Below are 13,624 nucleotides of genomic sequence, written 5' to 3'. Positions count from 1 at the left end.
CCAGCAGACCACAATGCCAATCGCGGCTGGCGCGTCAAGCTCCGCCTCCGGCAAGCCGATTAAAACAGTGAGCCTTGGCCACCACCGCTGCGTCCGCGCGGGCGCCGCACGCCGGGTTGCGGTGCGGCCGGGCCAGGCGGCGCTTCCGTACCGCTTGCCGTTCGGATGCTTTGCGCCGCCGCCTCGATGCGCCCGTCGTGAAGCTCGATGTCGAGGCGATCGCCGGGATGCACGGATGCCGCAGCGCGAACGGTCCGACCCTCGCTGTCGCGCACCAGCGCGAAGCCGCGCTGCAGGACGCTCTGATAGCTCAACGTGTCGAGCAACTTGCCGTGACCCTCGAGCTGGCGGCGGCGCGCCACGAGGGTGTTCCGGAGGGCTCGCGCCGCGCGCCGCTGCAGCACGCCGGCGCGCTCGCCGCACACGCCGATGCGGTTGAGCAGCGGTGCCGGGCGCAACCGCGCGGCGATGCGCGCGTAGCGCGTGTGGTGAATGCGGGCGTTGGCGATGAGCGCGCGCCCCAAGCGGCGCTCGCAAGCGTCGAAGCGCTGGCGTGGCATCGCGAGAAGATCTTCCAGGCGCGGCAGGCCGCGGGTCGCCGCTTTCAAATGCGCGCGCGAGTGCTGCAGCACGCGCCGCGCCGCGGTCGTCAACCGCGTGCCGCACTTGTCGGTACTGTCGGCCAGCTCGGCGTACTTCGGCACCGCCCATTCGGCGGCCTTGGTCGGCGTCGGTGCGCGCGCATCGGCGACCAGATCGATGAGCGTCCAGTCGGTTTCGTGGCCAACGGCGGAAATGACGGGGATGCGGCTGGCCGCCACCGCACGCACGACGATCTCCTCGTTGAAGCCCCACAGATCTTCGAGCGAGCCGCCGCCGCGCGCGACGATCAGCACGTCGGGACGCGCGATCGGTCCGGCGAGCGCGAGGGCGTTAAAGCCGTGGATGGCCGCGGCGACCTCGGCGGCGCTGGTCTCGCCCTGCACGCGCACCGGCCAAACGATGACGCGTGTGGGAAAGCGCTCGGTGAAGCCGTGCAGCATGTCGCGGATGACGGCGCCGGTCGGCGAGGTGATGATGCCGACGAGCCGTGGCAGGAACGGGCGCGCCTTCTTGCGCTCCTCGGCGAACAGGCCCTCGGCGGCGAACTTGCGTTTGCGCTCTTCGAGCAGCGCCATGAGCGCGCCGAGGCCGGCCGGCTCCAGGCTCTCGATGACGATCTGGTATTTCGACGATCCCGGGTAGCTCGTCACGCGCCCTTGGACGATCACCTCCATGCCTTCCTCTGGCTTCACCTTGAGGCGGCCGTAGGTCATCTTCCAGATGACGGCTTCGATCTTCGCCTTGTCGTCCTTCAGGGCGAAGTAGCAGTGGCCGGACGCATGCGCGCCGCGGAAGCCGGAGATCTCGCCGCGCAGGCGCACGTAACCGAATCCCTCCTCGAGCGCGCGCTTGATGGCGCCGGAAAGCTCGGAGACGGTGTACTCGGCGACGTTGCCGCCGGGCTGCGACTGCGGGGCAGGCTGGTTCACGCTGCGGGGCTCGTTTGTGGCATCTCGATTCAATGATACATCAGACCGCGTCCGGGCAATGCCCAGTGTCCTGATCGCGAAATTCGTCTCGGTGTGCGGCAAGGTTGGAACGAATTTTGCGATCTGAAGGACACTAGCCAACTTAATGATTCCAGTGTGATTCAGATCGAGAAGTCCGCCTCACTGCCCAGCCACACGCGACGTAGCGGACTTCTCGATCATCACACCGGTGTAGCGAAAGTCCCCTTAAGTACCACGAGATAAGCAGCGATGAACGTACTCCTCATCGGCTCCGGCGGCCGCGAACATGCGCTTGCCTGGAAGCTTTCCGCCAGTCCGCTGCTGACCAAGCTCTATTGTGCGCCGGGGAACGGCGGAATTGCGGAGGTGGCCGAATGCGTGCCGCTCCCGGTTGCCGACCACACAGCGGTTATTCGATTTTGCGCGGACAACGCCATCGACCTTGTCATCGTCGGACCCGAGGCGCCGCTGGTCGCCGGCCTTGTAGATGATCTCACGACGGCGGGAATCAAGTGCTTCGGGCCGCGGCAGGCGGCGGCGCAGCTCGAAGGCTCGAAGGGCTTCACCAAGGACTTGTGCCGCGAGTTCGATATCCCCACAGCGGCCTATGGCCGGTTCACGGATGCGGCGAGCGCCAAGAGCTACCTCGACGCGCAAAAGCTGCCGATCGTCGTAAAGGCGGACGGTCTCGCCGCCGGCAAAGGCGTGACCATCGCGGCGACGCGCACCGAAGCGGAGGCGGCGATCGACGCGTGCTTCGCCGGCGCCTTTGGCAAGGCGGGCAGCGAGGTCGTCATCGAGGAATTCCTCGAAGGCGAGGAGGCGAGCTTCTTCGCGCTCTGCGACGGCACGACGGCGCTGGCGCTGGCGACGGCACAAGACCACAAGCGCGTCGGCGACGGCGACACGGGGCCGAACACCGGCGGCATGGGCGCCTACTCGCCCGCACCCATGATGACCCCGGCGATGTTCGCGCGCGTCATGGACGAGATCATCGGCCCGACGGTCGATGCGATGGCGAAGCGCGGCACGCCGTTCAAGGGCGTGCTGTTCGCCGGCCTGATGATCACCGCCGAAGGACCCAAGCTCATCGAGTACAACGTGCGCTTCGGCGATCCCGAGACCCAAGTGCTCATGCTCCGGCTCAAGTCCGACCTGCTGCCGGCGCTGCTGGCCACCGCCGACGGCGTGCTCGATACCTTCGACCTGCGCTGGCACGACGACCCGGCATTGACCGTGGTCATGGCCGCCAACGGCTATCCCGGTCCTCCTGAGGTCGGCACCGAGATCAAGGGTCTCGATAGTGCCGCAGCCGTGGACGGCGTGGAAATCTTTCACGCCGGCACGCGTCGCGATGGCGACCGGCTACTGGCGCAAGGCGGCCGGGTGCTGAATGTCACCGCCCGCGGCAAGACCGTCGCCGAGGCGCAAGCGCGGGCGTATGCCGCCGCGGCCCGCATCGACTGGCCGGGCGGGTTTTATAGGCACGACATCGGCTGGCGCGCCGTCGAGCGCGAGAAGGCCAGCGCCTGAGCCATGCGACGCCGGCGCGCGACGTATCGGCATAGAAGCGTACACTTTCGCCGGTAAGGTCGTTCTCCGCTACCCGCCACGAGACCTCGATGAGCAAGCAGCCGGTCCCCGTCAGTCCCGCCAAGCCTCCGGCCGTGCCATCCGGCGCGCCGAGCATTGCGCTGGCGCTCGGCGGCGGCGGCGCCCGCGGGCTCGCCCACATTCCGATCCTCGAAGCCTTCGACGAGCTCGGCCTGCGCCCGAAGATCATCGCCGGCACATCCATCGGCGCGGTGTTCGCCGCGGCTTACGCATCGGGTCTGAGCGGCAAGCAGATCCGCCTGCACGCCTTCGAGGTGCTGAAAAAGCGCCTCGACCTGGTCCGCGACCTCTACGCGGCGCGCGTGCGCACGCCGCGCGGACTGTTCAGCGCCCTGACGCCGCGCCCGGCGTTCATCTCGCCCGAGCGGTTCCTCGACGCCATCCTGCCGCCGCGGGTGGCGCGCGACTTCGCGCACCTTTCCATACCGCTAAAGATCGTCACGTCGGATTTCTATGCGCAGGAAGCGGTCATATTCTCGTCTGGACCACTGCGGCAGGCGGTGGCTGCGAGCATGGCGCTGCCGGTGATCTTCCATCCAGTCGAAATCGAAGGCCGCATCCTCATCGACGGCGGGCTCGTCAATCCGCTCCCTTTCGATCTCGTTGCCAACGAGGCCGATCTGACCGTCGCCGTCGACGTCAGCGGCGCGCCGACGCGCCGCCCGGGACAGGCGACGCCGAAAGCCTGGGAGACGCTGTTCGCCAGCCACTTCATTTTCGAGCGGACGATCATCCGCGAGAAGCTGCGCCACCGACATCCGGACCTGTATATCGACGCCGGCACCAGCCGCTTCCAGATCCTCGACTTCCTGAAAGTCGACGAAATCCTCGCCGCCGCCGAGCCGGCGAAGGAGCGCGCCAAGGCGGCGCTCACCCGCATGCTGGAGGCGGAGACGCTGCGCCCCCTCGAGCACGCCGACCCGGTGAAAGAACTGCCCGCGCCGCGCAAGGTGCGCCGCCCGCTCTTGAAGCGCGCCCGCTCCGACAAGCGCTAGGCGCTATTGCTTGGCGCGGCACAAGAATACTCCCCAGGGGCGAACCTAAGCGGCCAGGCCTTCCATCTCTTTTTCTTGGAACATCCTCGACAGATTGAGGAAGCAGATCATGCTGTCCCCGTTGGCGATAATGCCTTCGGAAAAGCAGCTGCTCAGGGAGGTGGCAACATCCGGAATCGGTTGAATCTCACTGGCCGCCACGGTGAGGATGTCCGAGACGCGGTCGACGAGCATACCGATGACCATGTGGTGGACCTCGGCAACGACGATCGCGCTGCGCTGGTCGGCCTCCGTGCTCTTCATGCCGAGCTTGAGAGCCAGGTCGATGATCGGAATGATCGAACCGCGCAGGTTCATGACGCCGACAACCTCGGCCGGTGCATGCGGGATCGGCGTCGAAGGGGCCCATCCGCGAATCTCGCGGATGGTCGTCGTCTTCACGCAGAACTCCTGATCGCGCAGGCGGAAGGCAATGATATCGAGAGTCTCGCCGGAGGGTCTCGTGGTGCTTGCCAAGGGTGCCATGATCAAACGTCTTCCCACTTGTTTGCGGCCGCTGCAGTCGCGCCACTGCCGTTGGTGAAGGCGCGAGCTACCTTGTTGGCGATTTGCCGGGCTGGCGATGGCGCCGGCTTGGCGTTCGGCTTCGCGACGGTGGGCATGCGCGTCACGCGGTGAGCATTCGCCAGGCCTTGGGTCTTGAACTGGGACAGCAGCTGGTTGAGAGTTTGCGCCTCAGTCGCCAAAGAGTGGCTCGCCGCCGTCGATTCCTCGGCTACCGCCGCGTTCTTCTGGGTGCCCTGATCGATTGAGCCAACGGCCACGTTGATCTCCTTGATCCCAGCGGCTTGCTCGTGGGCAGCCGTTACGATGGCGCCAATGTTCGTGCTGACGTCGCGGACCTGCACGACGATCTGCTCGAGCACGCTGCCCGTGCGACCGACCAGCGACACGCCCTTCTTGACCTGCTCGCCGGATTTGGTGATCAGGCTCTTGATCTCCTTCGCCGCCTTGGCCGAGCGCTGCGCCAACTCGCGGACCTCCTGCGCCACGACTGCGAAGCCTCTGCCCGCGTCACCGGCGCGCGCCGCCTCGACGCCGGCGTTGAGAGCCAGCAGGTTGGTCTGGAAGGCAATGTCGTCGATCACGCCGATGATATTGCTGATCTCGTTCGATGAGCCCTCGATAGCGCTCATCGCGGCGATAGCTTCGGTGACCACCTCGCCGGAACGCTCTGCGTTTCCGCGTGTATCGTCGACGATGCGACGGGCTTCCTCGGCGCGGCGGCTCGAATCCGACGACGTTGTCGCGATCTGATCGAGGGCAGCCGCCGTTTCCTCGACGGATGCCGCCTGCTGCTCGGTACGCCTGGAGAGGTCGTCGGCGGCTGAGCGAACTTGATCAGCTGCCGATCCAATAGCAGAAGCGCATGAACCGATCTCAGACACCGCCTCGTCCAGTTTGTTGACCGACTCATTGAAGTCGACCCGCAGCTTCTCGAGGTTTGCGGGGAATGCCAGGTTTATGCGCTGCTCCAGGTCGCCGTTGGCGAGTGCCTGCAACGCGCCGGCCAGCGCCTCGACGGCGTGCACGCGGGCTGTCACATCGCTGGCGAACTTGACGACGCGGAAGACCTTGCCCTGCTCATCGAAGATCGGATTGTACGTCGCCTGGATCCAGATTTCCTTGCCGCCCTTGCCAATCCGCTTGAATTCGTCGGACTGGAACTTTCCGGACGCGAGATCGGCCCAGAACTGCTTGTAGACCGGCGAGTTGGCGTAGCTCGCCTCGCAGAACATGGAGTGGTGGCGACCCACAATCTCGGCGAGCTGATAGCCAAGGGCAGAGCAGAAGTTGTCGTTCGCCGTCAGCACTTCGCCGGCAGGCGTGAATTCGATGACGGCCTGCGAGCGCGAAAGCGCTGCGAGCTTGCCTGCATCTTCCATGGCCTTGAACTTTTGGGCAGTGATGTCGGTCGCGATCTTCACGACCTTGTAGGGCTTGCCGCCGCTGAATACGGGATTGTAAGAGGCCTCGATCCAGATCTCCTTGCCGCCCTTGCCGATCCGCTTGTACTGGCGCTTGTCGAATTCGCCGCGGCCGAGTCCCGCCCAAAAACCACGGTACTCCGACGAGGCCGCGTAGACCGGGTCCACGAACATGGAGTGGTGCCGGCCCTGAATCTCGGCCAGGTCGTAGCCCACTGCCTTGCAGAAATTGTCGTTCGCTTGAAGAATCTTGCCGGTCAGATCGAATTCAATGACAGCCTGCGATTTGCTGATGGCAGCCAAGATCGCCTTGTCGTCGGAGCCCCATGCGAACATTTCATTCTTCCCAATAAAATTGAAAATATCGATGGACGTCCACCACGAGGCCTCCCTTGCGGCGACGTCCGCGGCTAATCCGCTGCACGACGTATGCTGAAAGATATCGACCAGATTTGAATACATCTTTAAGAAGCGTCCGGCGTTAGCGCCGGTCCGCAAAGAACGCCCGCAGGATTCCGGCGGCTCGTTGCTCCTCGATACCCGCATAAAGCTCGGGAGCGTGATGGCAGGTCGGCTGGCTGAAGACGCGCGCACCGTGCTCGACGCCGCCACCCTTCGGATCGGAGGCGCCGTAGTAGAGCCGCCGGATGCGCGCGAACGAGATGGCCGCGGCACACATCGGGCACGGCTCCAGCGTCACGTAAAGATCGCAGCCGGTCAGACGCTCTGCTCCGAGGCGCGCACAGGCGGCGCGGATCACCAGCAGCTCGGCGTGGGCCGTGGGGTCGTTCAGCTCCCGTGTCCGGTTGCCGGCCGCGGCCAGCAGCGCCCCGTCCGGCCCGGCAATGACGGCGCCGATCGGCACCTCACCGCGCGCTGCAGCCGCCTCCGCTTCGGATAGCGCGCGCAGCATGTGGCCCTGATCGCGCTGCAGTGTCATAAGGGGCTCAATCCAACCACAACCGATAAAACCATGCCCCCCGAACGACCGACGAAACGACTACGCCCGCGCCGGCCCGGAGACAGACCCGGCGAGAGGCCAGCCGGCCACCGGGACGGCAAGCACGCCGGCAAGCCGGGCGCTGCGGCGGCCAATAAGCAGGGTGGCAAGCACCATGGCAAGCGGCCCCGCCCGGCTGGCCATGGGGGCGGGCATGCGGCGGGCAAGCCGCGCGACAAAGACGAACGTGGCGGCGGGAAGCCGTATGCCCAGCCGGAGAGTAAGCCCTCCGGTGCCCCGCGGGGACAATCGCACGTCAAGCTGGGCCGAAAACTGGTCGTAAGGCCCGGCGGCAGCCCCGGCCGTAGGCCAGCGCCGGAAGCCCCCCAGGCCGGCCCCGACGAGCCTTTGCGCATCGCCAAGGCGATGGCGCGGGCGGGGCTGTGCTCGCGTCGGGAGGCCGAGCGCTGGATCGAGCAGGGCCGCGTCAACGTCAACGGCAAGCTGCTGACGACGCCAGCCTTCGAGGTTTCGGCGAAGGATAAGGTTCTGGTCGACGGCAAGCCGCTGCCGACGGCCGAACCCCCGCAGTTGTGGCGCTACTATAAACCGCGCGGCCTCGTCACCACGCACGCCGATCCGCAGGGCCGCCCGACGGTATTCGATAACCTTCCCGAGGGGCTGCCGCGTGTCATCTCGGTCGGCCGTCTCGATTTCAACAGCGAAGGGCTGCTGCTGCTCACCAATCACGGCGCCCTCGCCCGCCACATGGAGCTCCCGGCCACCGGTTGGCTGCGCCGCTACAAGGTGCGCGCCCACGGCCGCGTGTCGCAGGCCGACCTCGACAAGCTGAAGGACGGCATCGAGATCGAAGGCGTGCGCTACGGCCCGATCGAAGCCAGCGTGGAAAGCGTGCAGGGCGCCAACACCTGGCTGACCATGGGCCTGCGCGAAGGCAAAAACCGCGAGGTGCGCCGCATCCTCGCCCACCTCGGCGTCGAGGTGAACCGGCTGATCCGCACCTCCTATGGACCGTTCCAGCTGCTCGACATGAAACCGGGCTCGGCCGAGCCGGTGCGGCGCCACGTGCTGGCCGACCAGATGGGTGCCCGCCTCGCGGCGGAGCTCAACCTCAACGAGGTGGCGGACGGGATGCGCGCGGAGCGCAAGGCGCGCAACGCCAAGCGCGGCGGCTCGGCATGAGAATTGTCGGCGGCACTTTGCGCGGGCGCCAGATTACCGGCCCGCAGCACTTGGGCCTGCGTCCCACCGCCGACCGGGTGCGCGAGAGCCTGTTCAACATCCTCGCCCACGGCGTCCCTGATTTCACGCTCGACGGCGCGCGCGTCATCGACCTGTTCGCTGGCACCGGCGCGCTCGGCCTCGAGGCCATCTCGCGCGGCGCGTCTTTCTGCCTGTTCGTCGACAACGATGCCGAGGCGCGGGCGCTCATCCGCACCAATATCGAGAAGTTCGGGCTGACCGGCGTGACGCGCATCTTCCGCCGCGATGCGGACGACCTCGGCCCCGCCGGAACCGTGCCGCCGTTCAACTTGGCCTTTCTCGATCCGCCCTATGATCAGGGGCTGGCCGAGAAGGCGCTGGCGGCACTCGCCGACGGAAAATGGCTGGTGCCGGGCGCCATTGTCGTCGCTGAGGAGCGGGCGGGGACTTCCATCGCGCTGCCGGCGGCCTTCACCGAGCTCGACCAGCGCGCCTACGGCGACACGCAGATCGCGATCGCGCGTTACGTGGCGACCGGCTAGACCGGCTCCTGCGGCATCAGGATCCACAGCACGATGTACATGAGGATGCCCGGGAAGCCGACGGAGAGCACCGTCAGCACCACGTAGCCCAGCCGCACGAGCGTCGGGTCCCAGCCGAGCCACTTGGCGATGCCGCCGCAGACGCCGGCGATGAGCTTGCCCTGGCGGACGCGCATCAACGGTTGGCTGAGCGGATCGTTGACGGACATGGTGAGCCTCCTTGCCTCGCGTGGCGTTCACGTTTGGCAGGAAACGCTCACTTCGGCCATAAGTTTCACGTCTGGCCCTAGACACAAGACGGGCGGGTGCAGCATTCCCCTGCCCCGCCCGCAAGTTTTACTCGCCTTAGCGCCGTTACTTCGAGGCCGCCTTGGTGTCGGCCATCAGACCCTTGCAGGGCCGGGCGACGATCTCGCAGCGGTACATCACCTGGCCCATCGTCTCGCCGATCGACACGCGGCCGCAGCGGGAAACGAAGTCCTTGGAATTGTTCATGTCGAGATAGCTCTCGCCATAGTCGTAGCGGACGCGCTCCATCCAATCCTTCTTGGCGGCGTCCATCGCGCCCTCGGTGCCGATCCACTGCGTGCCGAGGCCGCGCACCTTGTCGGCGCAGGTCACCTCCTGCTTGCCGGCAACGTCCTCGCGCTTCACGTAGGCCATGACCTTGGTGGCGTCGTTGCTCGAGCTCGCGGTCTTGGTCTTGTTATAGCGCTTCGCGTATTTGACGCGCGCCTTCTTCGCCCGCGACGTCGGAGTACCGGAGCCCATGCTCCAGTCCCAGTCGGTTGCCGCCGCCGGCAACGGAGCGAGCGGCAAGGCGAGCGCTGCGGCGAGCGCGAGAGTGACGGTCTTTTTCATGGATACCCCTCCCGAGTGCGTTCTGGTCGGCGCCTTGAAACGCAGCACAGGGGGCGCTTGCGGCATCGGCCGCGCGGATCAATGCGAGCTACGCAGAATCGTTGCAGTGAGGTTAGCCGAAACGGCGCACCGCAAGTGGGCCCGCCAAGTCCTATCCACAACCGCGTGTAGTTGATCCGCCGGTTGCGCACGGCATCTCGCTCTCACGGCTGCGAGCCTGAGATTGGAATGGAAGCAAGGGGCGCGGGGCGGGGAAACGCCGCGAGCTGATTTGTTTTTTTGAGCGGCACCTCGCCGCCCCGCGCAGGATTTGGGGCATACCCGCGGCATTTCAGGGGTTTCCCCCTCCGGGACTTTCACCCGGTGGGCGCGGCGAGCCTCAGGTAGTCGGGCGCCGCGTGAGCGCGCGTGTACCCGACACTGCAGCCCGCCCTCGATACAGGAACGCCTCGAGACCGACCCCTTGCGCGGGGCGGGATGGCGAAAGCATACGCGCGGATAAGGGCGCGGGGATTACTTAGGGGGAGTCGCCGCGCGCTGTCCGCCCCGACACGTCACTGGCACGTTTGCTCGAGGCGCCAGCTCACCACGCGGCAGCGCTGTTTGCCGCCCGCGCCAGTCGTGCATTCGCGGTTGGGGAAGCGCTTGTAGGAGCAGTAGTAGTCGGGGGCGACGTACCCTTCGTAGCCGCGCTGCGGGCCGCGCGTCTCGTAGGACTCCGAGTAGTACGGTTTCACGCCGCGGCGAAACTGGGCCTGCGCCGCGGTGGCGGCGATCATCGAAGCGGTTAGCGCCAGTGCGATGGCGGCAAAGCGCGTGGGAGGGGTGGATGCGAGCATCTCCGTGCTCCTTTGTGCGAGCAACCGATGCCGAAGATGTAGGGTTTCAATCACGCCGCGGGTAGGTGCGGTGCAACGCGTTCAGCCTGCGACTAACCATTATCCGCACGGCGAAGTTTTTACCTGCGCGCGCCGACGGCATTCCTGCTGCGTTAGCAGCGCCGCTTCGCGGCTAGCGCGCCTTCAGGCGCGCGGAATGCCGTCGGCGCGCGCAGGTAGTTAGCTCGTGAGCATCGAGCTAATGCCGGAGCTAAAGTTTTGCACACCTGTCCATGTAAAGTTGCAATAGGTGGTCAGCCAACTCCTCGGCCGTCAAATCACGTTGATCGCCACTCCGTTCAACGTACCCGTGGCGATCATGACCAACGAGCTCATAATCGTACTTCAATGCTTGAAGCCTCCTAGCGTTCTCCCACACATGCAACCCAGGAAGCTTCGGAACATTGTCGAAGAGATCGACAGTGAGGCTCGATTCAGCGAGAGAATTTGCATACATCCCTCTCCAACAGAAGCTCATGAAGAGCCCGAGCCCGCTCAGCAGCCTGAACTCCTGTAGCTTGGTGAGCTTCAGATGTTGGAGGTGCTGATGAGAGTTGGCAATTTCAGCACATTTGCTTGTGAGGCTTTCAGTTAGGCGTTCATAGGCCAATTTGGCCTCTCGCACGCCCAAAACGCTTTCACGGAAATTCCGTTTGGCCTCCTGCAAATCTGCAGACCGCTGATACCGAGCAGCTCGGGCGGCGACAGTTTCGACGCGGGGCTCGCCGCCAGCCTCCTGTACCCTCGCCTCGATAACAGCGGCTGCGCCCTTGATTCCAAAACGTGAGAGCCCGAACCAAAGTCTCGTTTTGGGCAACCATGGTGGAACTGCGGGCGGTGTGCTGGTTGGGATGATGAGCGAGAAATCGTAACCATGCTCGTATCCTCGATTGCGGATAGCCGTCTGCTCAATTCTCGTAAATGGTGTCTCCCCCCACTCGGGCCGATACAGAACGACTACACATCGAGCCTGGGCACCAAAGATGGCATTGAACTTTTCTTCGCCATCGAACCCAGCGAGTACCTCTTGCTTCTTCGAGTAAAGGAATGTCTTGAAGCGCCCCTCGAGAAGGTCATTCAGTTCAGTGGCGAGTGCCTCGTCCGTCGAATGGAATGAGAACGCGACGTCGTACTCATAGTCTACGCTCATAGGGAGCACCAATTTGTTGCGAGTAACCTACCTTACCGGAGTTCACGGCTGAGCCGCCACACCTCCTCCTGCACGCGGATGTCGGCGAGGACGCGGTCGAGCAGCAGGCACGTGCGCTTGAAGAGGTCGGAGCCGCGGCGGTAATCCGCCGGCGCGAAGAAATCGCAGCGCCCCGCCTTGAATAGCTCGACGCATTTCCGGCGCGACTTGCCCGGCGTGTGCACGGCGATGGCATGGCCGCCGTTCTTGCGCATCACCGCCATCGACGGCACGTCGGTGTCGCCGTCGCCGAAATAGATCATGTTGGCGAACGGGATCGGGCGCTGGCCCTCGTCCATGTGCTCGTTGATGCCCTGGCCGAGGTCCTCGATGCCCTTGTTGATGCGGAACAGGTACTGCGTCTTGCCGGTGTCGGTGATGACGCGCTTGGGGTACGGCAGGTCGTAGGCGTCGAACCAGTATTCGGACGCGAAGACGTTGTGGAAGCGCTTGTAGATGCGCGTGCCTTCGATGATCTCGGTGAGGCCCGCCGAGACGACGTAGTGGCGCAGCGCGATGCCGTGCGTCTCGCTGCGCACCTTCACGTAGCCGTCGATTTCGTCGAACCATTCCTCGACGCCGGGAAATAGCTCGACGTGCTTGCCTTGCGCGACCAGATCGGCGCGGTCGATGCGCACGCCGGCAGCCTTCGCCTTCTGGTACATGAGGCGCATGTAGGAAATCAGCCCGTCGGCGCCTTCGCGGCGGGCGATGGCGTTGGATTCCTTCCAAAACTCCTCGGGGTCGATGCCGATCTGCGGCAGGAACGCATAGTCCTGCATGGGCCGCGGCGACAGCGTGCCGTCGAAGTCGTAGACGAGCGCGATGGTTTTCTTGCCGAACGCCGCCTTATGGCGCTCGGACGCCTTGTCCTCGGGAGCGTCGTTCCGCTCGTCGCCGTCCGCCACGCGCTCGATCATCGGCCTGCTCCGCGCTCAAACTTGCTCGCGAGGCTCCGCCTCGACTTGCATGCGCGACCATGCAGCGATTCGGGGGGCGGATTGAAGGCGCTGAAAAAACGACGGCGCCGGGCCGACTTGGCCCGACGCCGCCAATCCTCAGCTGGCGCGAACGTCAGTGCTTGCAGCCGCAGCCCTCGCCGTGCTCGTGCTCGCGCTTGGGGTCATGCCCGTGGTCATGATCGTGCGCCTGCTTGCCGCCGCAACAGCCGCCTTCGTGGCTGTGGTCGTGCGCATGCACGTGGTCATGGTCGTGGCTGTGATCGTGCCCATGGCCGCCGCAGCACTCGCCGTCGTGATGATGGTGATGCTCGTTCGGATCGACGAGCGCGGCGTGCAGCTTCTTCTCGATGGCGACGGAGGCTTCGCGCGGTGCCTTCTTGTCCTCGATGCACAGCGCCATGATCTCGGCGCCGAGGCGCACGTCGTCGACGGCGCCCAGGTAATGGCGGCGCAGGCGGCCCTGGCGGTCATAGACGAGCAGCGTCGGCGTGCCCTGCATGCCGTAGGCCTCCATCGTCTCGGGCAGCCCCGAGGCGCCCTGCTTGTCGACGGCGATGGGGATCTCGATGTGCTCGGTCTTGAGGAACGGCTCGAGCTGCGAGGGCGACATGTCGGCGTGGTTCTCGAACACCATGTGCAGGCCAACGACCGCCACCTCGTCGTTGTTGAAGGCGCGGGCGATGCGCTGCGCCTGCGGCAGCGAATGGCGCAGCGAGCCGGGGCAGAGCATCTGGAAGGCGACGACGACGACGACCTTGCCCCTGAGCTTCTTCAGGCTGAGCGGCTCGGAGTTGAACCACTGCGAGGCGACGAGCTCGGGCGGCTGCTCGGGATTGAATTGGGTGGCGGCCATGGGCGACCTTTCTGGCGCGGGGTGC

At 65.5% G+C, this 13,624-nt stretch carries 14 protein-coding genes; 4 read left to right on the top strand and 10 right to left on the bottom strand.

Annotated elements, in window-relative coordinates; all coding sequences use genetic code 11:
- Positions 1 to 59 precede the first annotated feature (59 nt).
- Positions 60 to 1,532 carry an exodeoxyribonuclease VII large subunit gene (xseA, locus tag GIW81_RS14365; RefSeq protein WP_324615044.1) on the bottom strand — a complete coding sequence of 491 codons (1,473 nt, stop codon included), beginning with the start codon at positions 1,530 to 1,532 and terminating at the stop codon, positions 60 to 62.
- 270 nt (positions 1,533 to 1,802) lie between these two features.
- Here xseA and purD point away from each other — a divergent pair, with 270 nt between their 5' ends.
- Positions 1,803 to 3,086: a phosphoribosylamine--glycine ligase gene (purD, locus tag GIW81_RS14360; protein ID WP_154740057.1), complete on the top strand. Its 1,284-nt coding sequence runs from the start codon at positions 1,803 to 1,805 to the stop codon at positions 3,084 to 3,086.
- Between the two features lie 89 nt (positions 3,087 to 3,175).
- Complete coding sequence (locus GIW81_RS14355; RefSeq protein WP_154740056.1) at positions 3,176 to 4,162, top strand: patatin-like phospholipase family protein; 987 nt, start codon at positions 3,176 to 3,178, stop codon at positions 4,160 to 4,162.
- A 45-nt stretch (positions 4,163 to 4,207) separates the two neighbouring features.
- On the opposite strand, the gene GIW81_RS14350 is transcribed toward GIW81_RS14355, so the two are convergent.
- The 3 genes from GIW81_RS14350 to GIW81_RS14340 form a co-directional block, all read right to left on the bottom strand.
- Positions 4,208 to 4,687 (bottom strand): chemotaxis protein CheW, encoded by a 480-nt coding sequence (locus tag GIW81_RS14350; RefSeq protein ID WP_154740055.1) that lies wholly within the window; start codon positions 4,685 to 4,687, stop codon positions 4,208 to 4,210.
- A gap of 2 nt (positions 4,688 to 4,689) precedes the next feature.
- On the bottom strand, positions 4,690 to 6,486 hold the full coding sequence (locus GIW81_RS14345; protein ID WP_154740054.1) for a methyl-accepting chemotaxis protein: 1,797 nt from the start codon (positions 6,484 to 6,486) through the stop codon (positions 4,690 to 4,692).
- A gap of 145 nt (positions 6,487 to 6,631) precedes the next feature.
- Entirely contained in the window at positions 6,632 to 7,090 is a 459-nt protein-coding gene (locus tag GIW81_RS14340; protein WP_229309312.1) for a nucleoside deaminase, read from the bottom strand.
- Between the two features lie 408 nt (positions 7,091 to 7,498).
- On the opposite strand from GIW81_RS14340, the gene GIW81_RS14335 reads away from it, so the two are divergent.
- Together GIW81_RS14335 and rsmD are read left to right on the top strand one after the other, a co-directional pair.
- Positions 7,499 to 8,293: a pseudouridine synthase gene (locus GIW81_RS14335; RefSeq protein WP_229309311.1), complete on the top strand. Its 795-nt coding sequence runs from the start codon at positions 7,499 to 7,501 to the stop codon at positions 8,291 to 8,293.
- Positions 8,290 to 8,856, top strand: coding sequence for a 16S rRNA (guanine(966)-N(2))-methyltransferase RsmD (rsmD, locus tag GIW81_RS14330; RefSeq protein ID WP_154740052.1), 567 nt, complete (start codon positions 8,290 to 8,292; stop codon positions 8,854 to 8,856). Before GIW81_RS14335 ends, rsmD begins: the two co-directional genes overlap by 4 nt.
- On the opposite strand, the gene GIW81_RS14325 is transcribed toward rsmD, so the two are convergent.
- From GIW81_RS14325 to GIW81_RS14300, 6 genes are all read right to left on the bottom strand, one after another.
- Positions 8,853 to 9,065 carry a PspC domain-containing protein gene (locus GIW81_RS14325; RefSeq protein WP_154740051.1) on the bottom strand — a complete coding sequence of 71 codons (213 nt, stop codon included), beginning with the start codon at positions 9,063 to 9,065 and terminating at the stop codon, positions 8,853 to 8,855. The genes rsmD and GIW81_RS14325 overlap by 4 nt on opposite strands.
- A gap of 145 nt (positions 9,066 to 9,210) precedes the next feature.
- Complete coding sequence (locus GIW81_RS14320) at positions 9,211 to 9,717, bottom strand: hypothetical protein (RefSeq protein ID WP_154740050.1); 507 nt, start codon at positions 9,715 to 9,717, stop codon at positions 9,211 to 9,213.
- 554 nt (positions 9,718 to 10,271) lie between these two features.
- Complete coding sequence (locus GIW81_RS14315) at positions 10,272 to 10,556, bottom strand: hypothetical protein (RefSeq protein WP_154740049.1); 285 nt, start codon at positions 10,554 to 10,556, stop codon at positions 10,272 to 10,274.
- A 250-nt stretch (positions 10,557 to 10,806) separates the two neighbouring features.
- A complete protein-coding gene (locus tag GIW81_RS14310; RefSeq protein ID WP_154740048.1) occupies positions 10,807 to 11,745 on the bottom strand; it encodes a hypothetical protein in 939 nt (312 codons plus the stop codon).
- A 32-nt stretch (positions 11,746 to 11,777) separates the two neighbouring features.
- Positions 11,778 to 12,704 carry an HAD family hydrolase gene (locus tag GIW81_RS14305; protein ID WP_154740047.1) on the bottom strand — a complete coding sequence of 309 codons (927 nt, stop codon included), beginning with the start codon at positions 12,702 to 12,704 and terminating at the stop codon, positions 11,778 to 11,780.
- Positions 12,705 to 12,858: 154 nt separating this feature from the next.
- Entirely contained in the window at positions 12,859 to 13,599 is a 741-nt protein-coding gene (locus GIW81_RS14300) for a TlpA disulfide reductase family protein (RefSeq protein ID WP_154740046.1), read from the bottom strand.
- Positions 13,600 to 13,624 lie beyond the last annotated feature (25 nt).

The organism is Hyphomicrobium album (assembly GCF_009708035.1).
Taxonomy (GTDB): Bacteria; Pseudomonadota; Alphaproteobacteria; order Rhizobiales; family Hyphomicrobiaceae; genus Hyphomicrobium_A; species Hyphomicrobium_A album.
This window is presented reverse-complemented; position numbering and strand designations above follow the sequence as displayed.

Excerpts from the sequence above, each read along its gene's own strand:
- GIW81_RS14350 (WP_154740055.1), bottom strand. The coding sequence starts at position 4,687 with ATGGCACCCTTGGCAAGCACCACGAGACCCTCCGGCGAGACTCTCGAT.
- rsmD (WP_154740052.1), top strand. The coding sequence starts at position 8,290 with ATGAGAATTGTCGGCGGCACTTTGCGCGGGCGCCAGATTACCGGCCCG.
- GIW81_RS14300 (WP_154740046.1), bottom strand. The coding sequence starts at position 13,599 with ATGGCCGCCACCCAATTCAATCCCGAGCAGCCGCCCGAGCTCGTCGCC.
- GIW81_RS14355 (WP_154740056.1), top strand. The coding sequence starts at position 3,176 with ATGAGCAAGCAGCCGGTCCCCGTCAGTCCCGCCAAGCCTCCGGCCGTG.
- GIW81_RS14305 (WP_154740047.1), bottom strand. The coding sequence starts at position 12,704 with ATGATCGAGCGCGTGGCGGACGGCGACGAGCGGAACGACGCTCCCGAG.
- GIW81_RS14340 (WP_229309312.1), bottom strand. The coding sequence starts at position 7,090 with ATGACACTGCAGCGCGATCAGGGCCACATGCTGCGCGCGCTATCCGAA.
- GIW81_RS14310 (WP_154740048.1), bottom strand. The coding sequence starts at position 11,745 with ATGAGCGTAGACTATGAGTACGACGTCGCGTTCTCATTCCATTCGACG.
- GIW81_RS14315 (WP_154740049.1), bottom strand. The coding sequence starts at position 10,556 with ATGCTCGCATCCACCCCTCCCACGCGCTTTGCCGCCATCGCACTGGCG.
- GIW81_RS14320 (WP_154740050.1), bottom strand. The coding sequence starts at position 9,717 with ATGAAAAAGACCGTCACTCTCGCGCTCGCCGCAGCGCTCGCCTTGCCG.
- purD (WP_154740057.1), top strand. The coding sequence starts at position 1,803 with ATGAACGTACTCCTCATCGGCTCCGGCGGCCGCGAACATGCGCTTGCC.
- GIW81_RS14345 (WP_154740054.1), bottom strand. The coding sequence starts at position 6,486 with ATGTTCGCATGGGGCTCCGACGACAAGGCGATCTTGGCTGCCATCAGC.
- GIW81_RS14325 (WP_154740051.1), bottom strand. The coding sequence starts at position 9,065 with ATGTCCGTCAACGATCCGCTCAGCCAACCGTTGATGCGCGTCCGCCAG.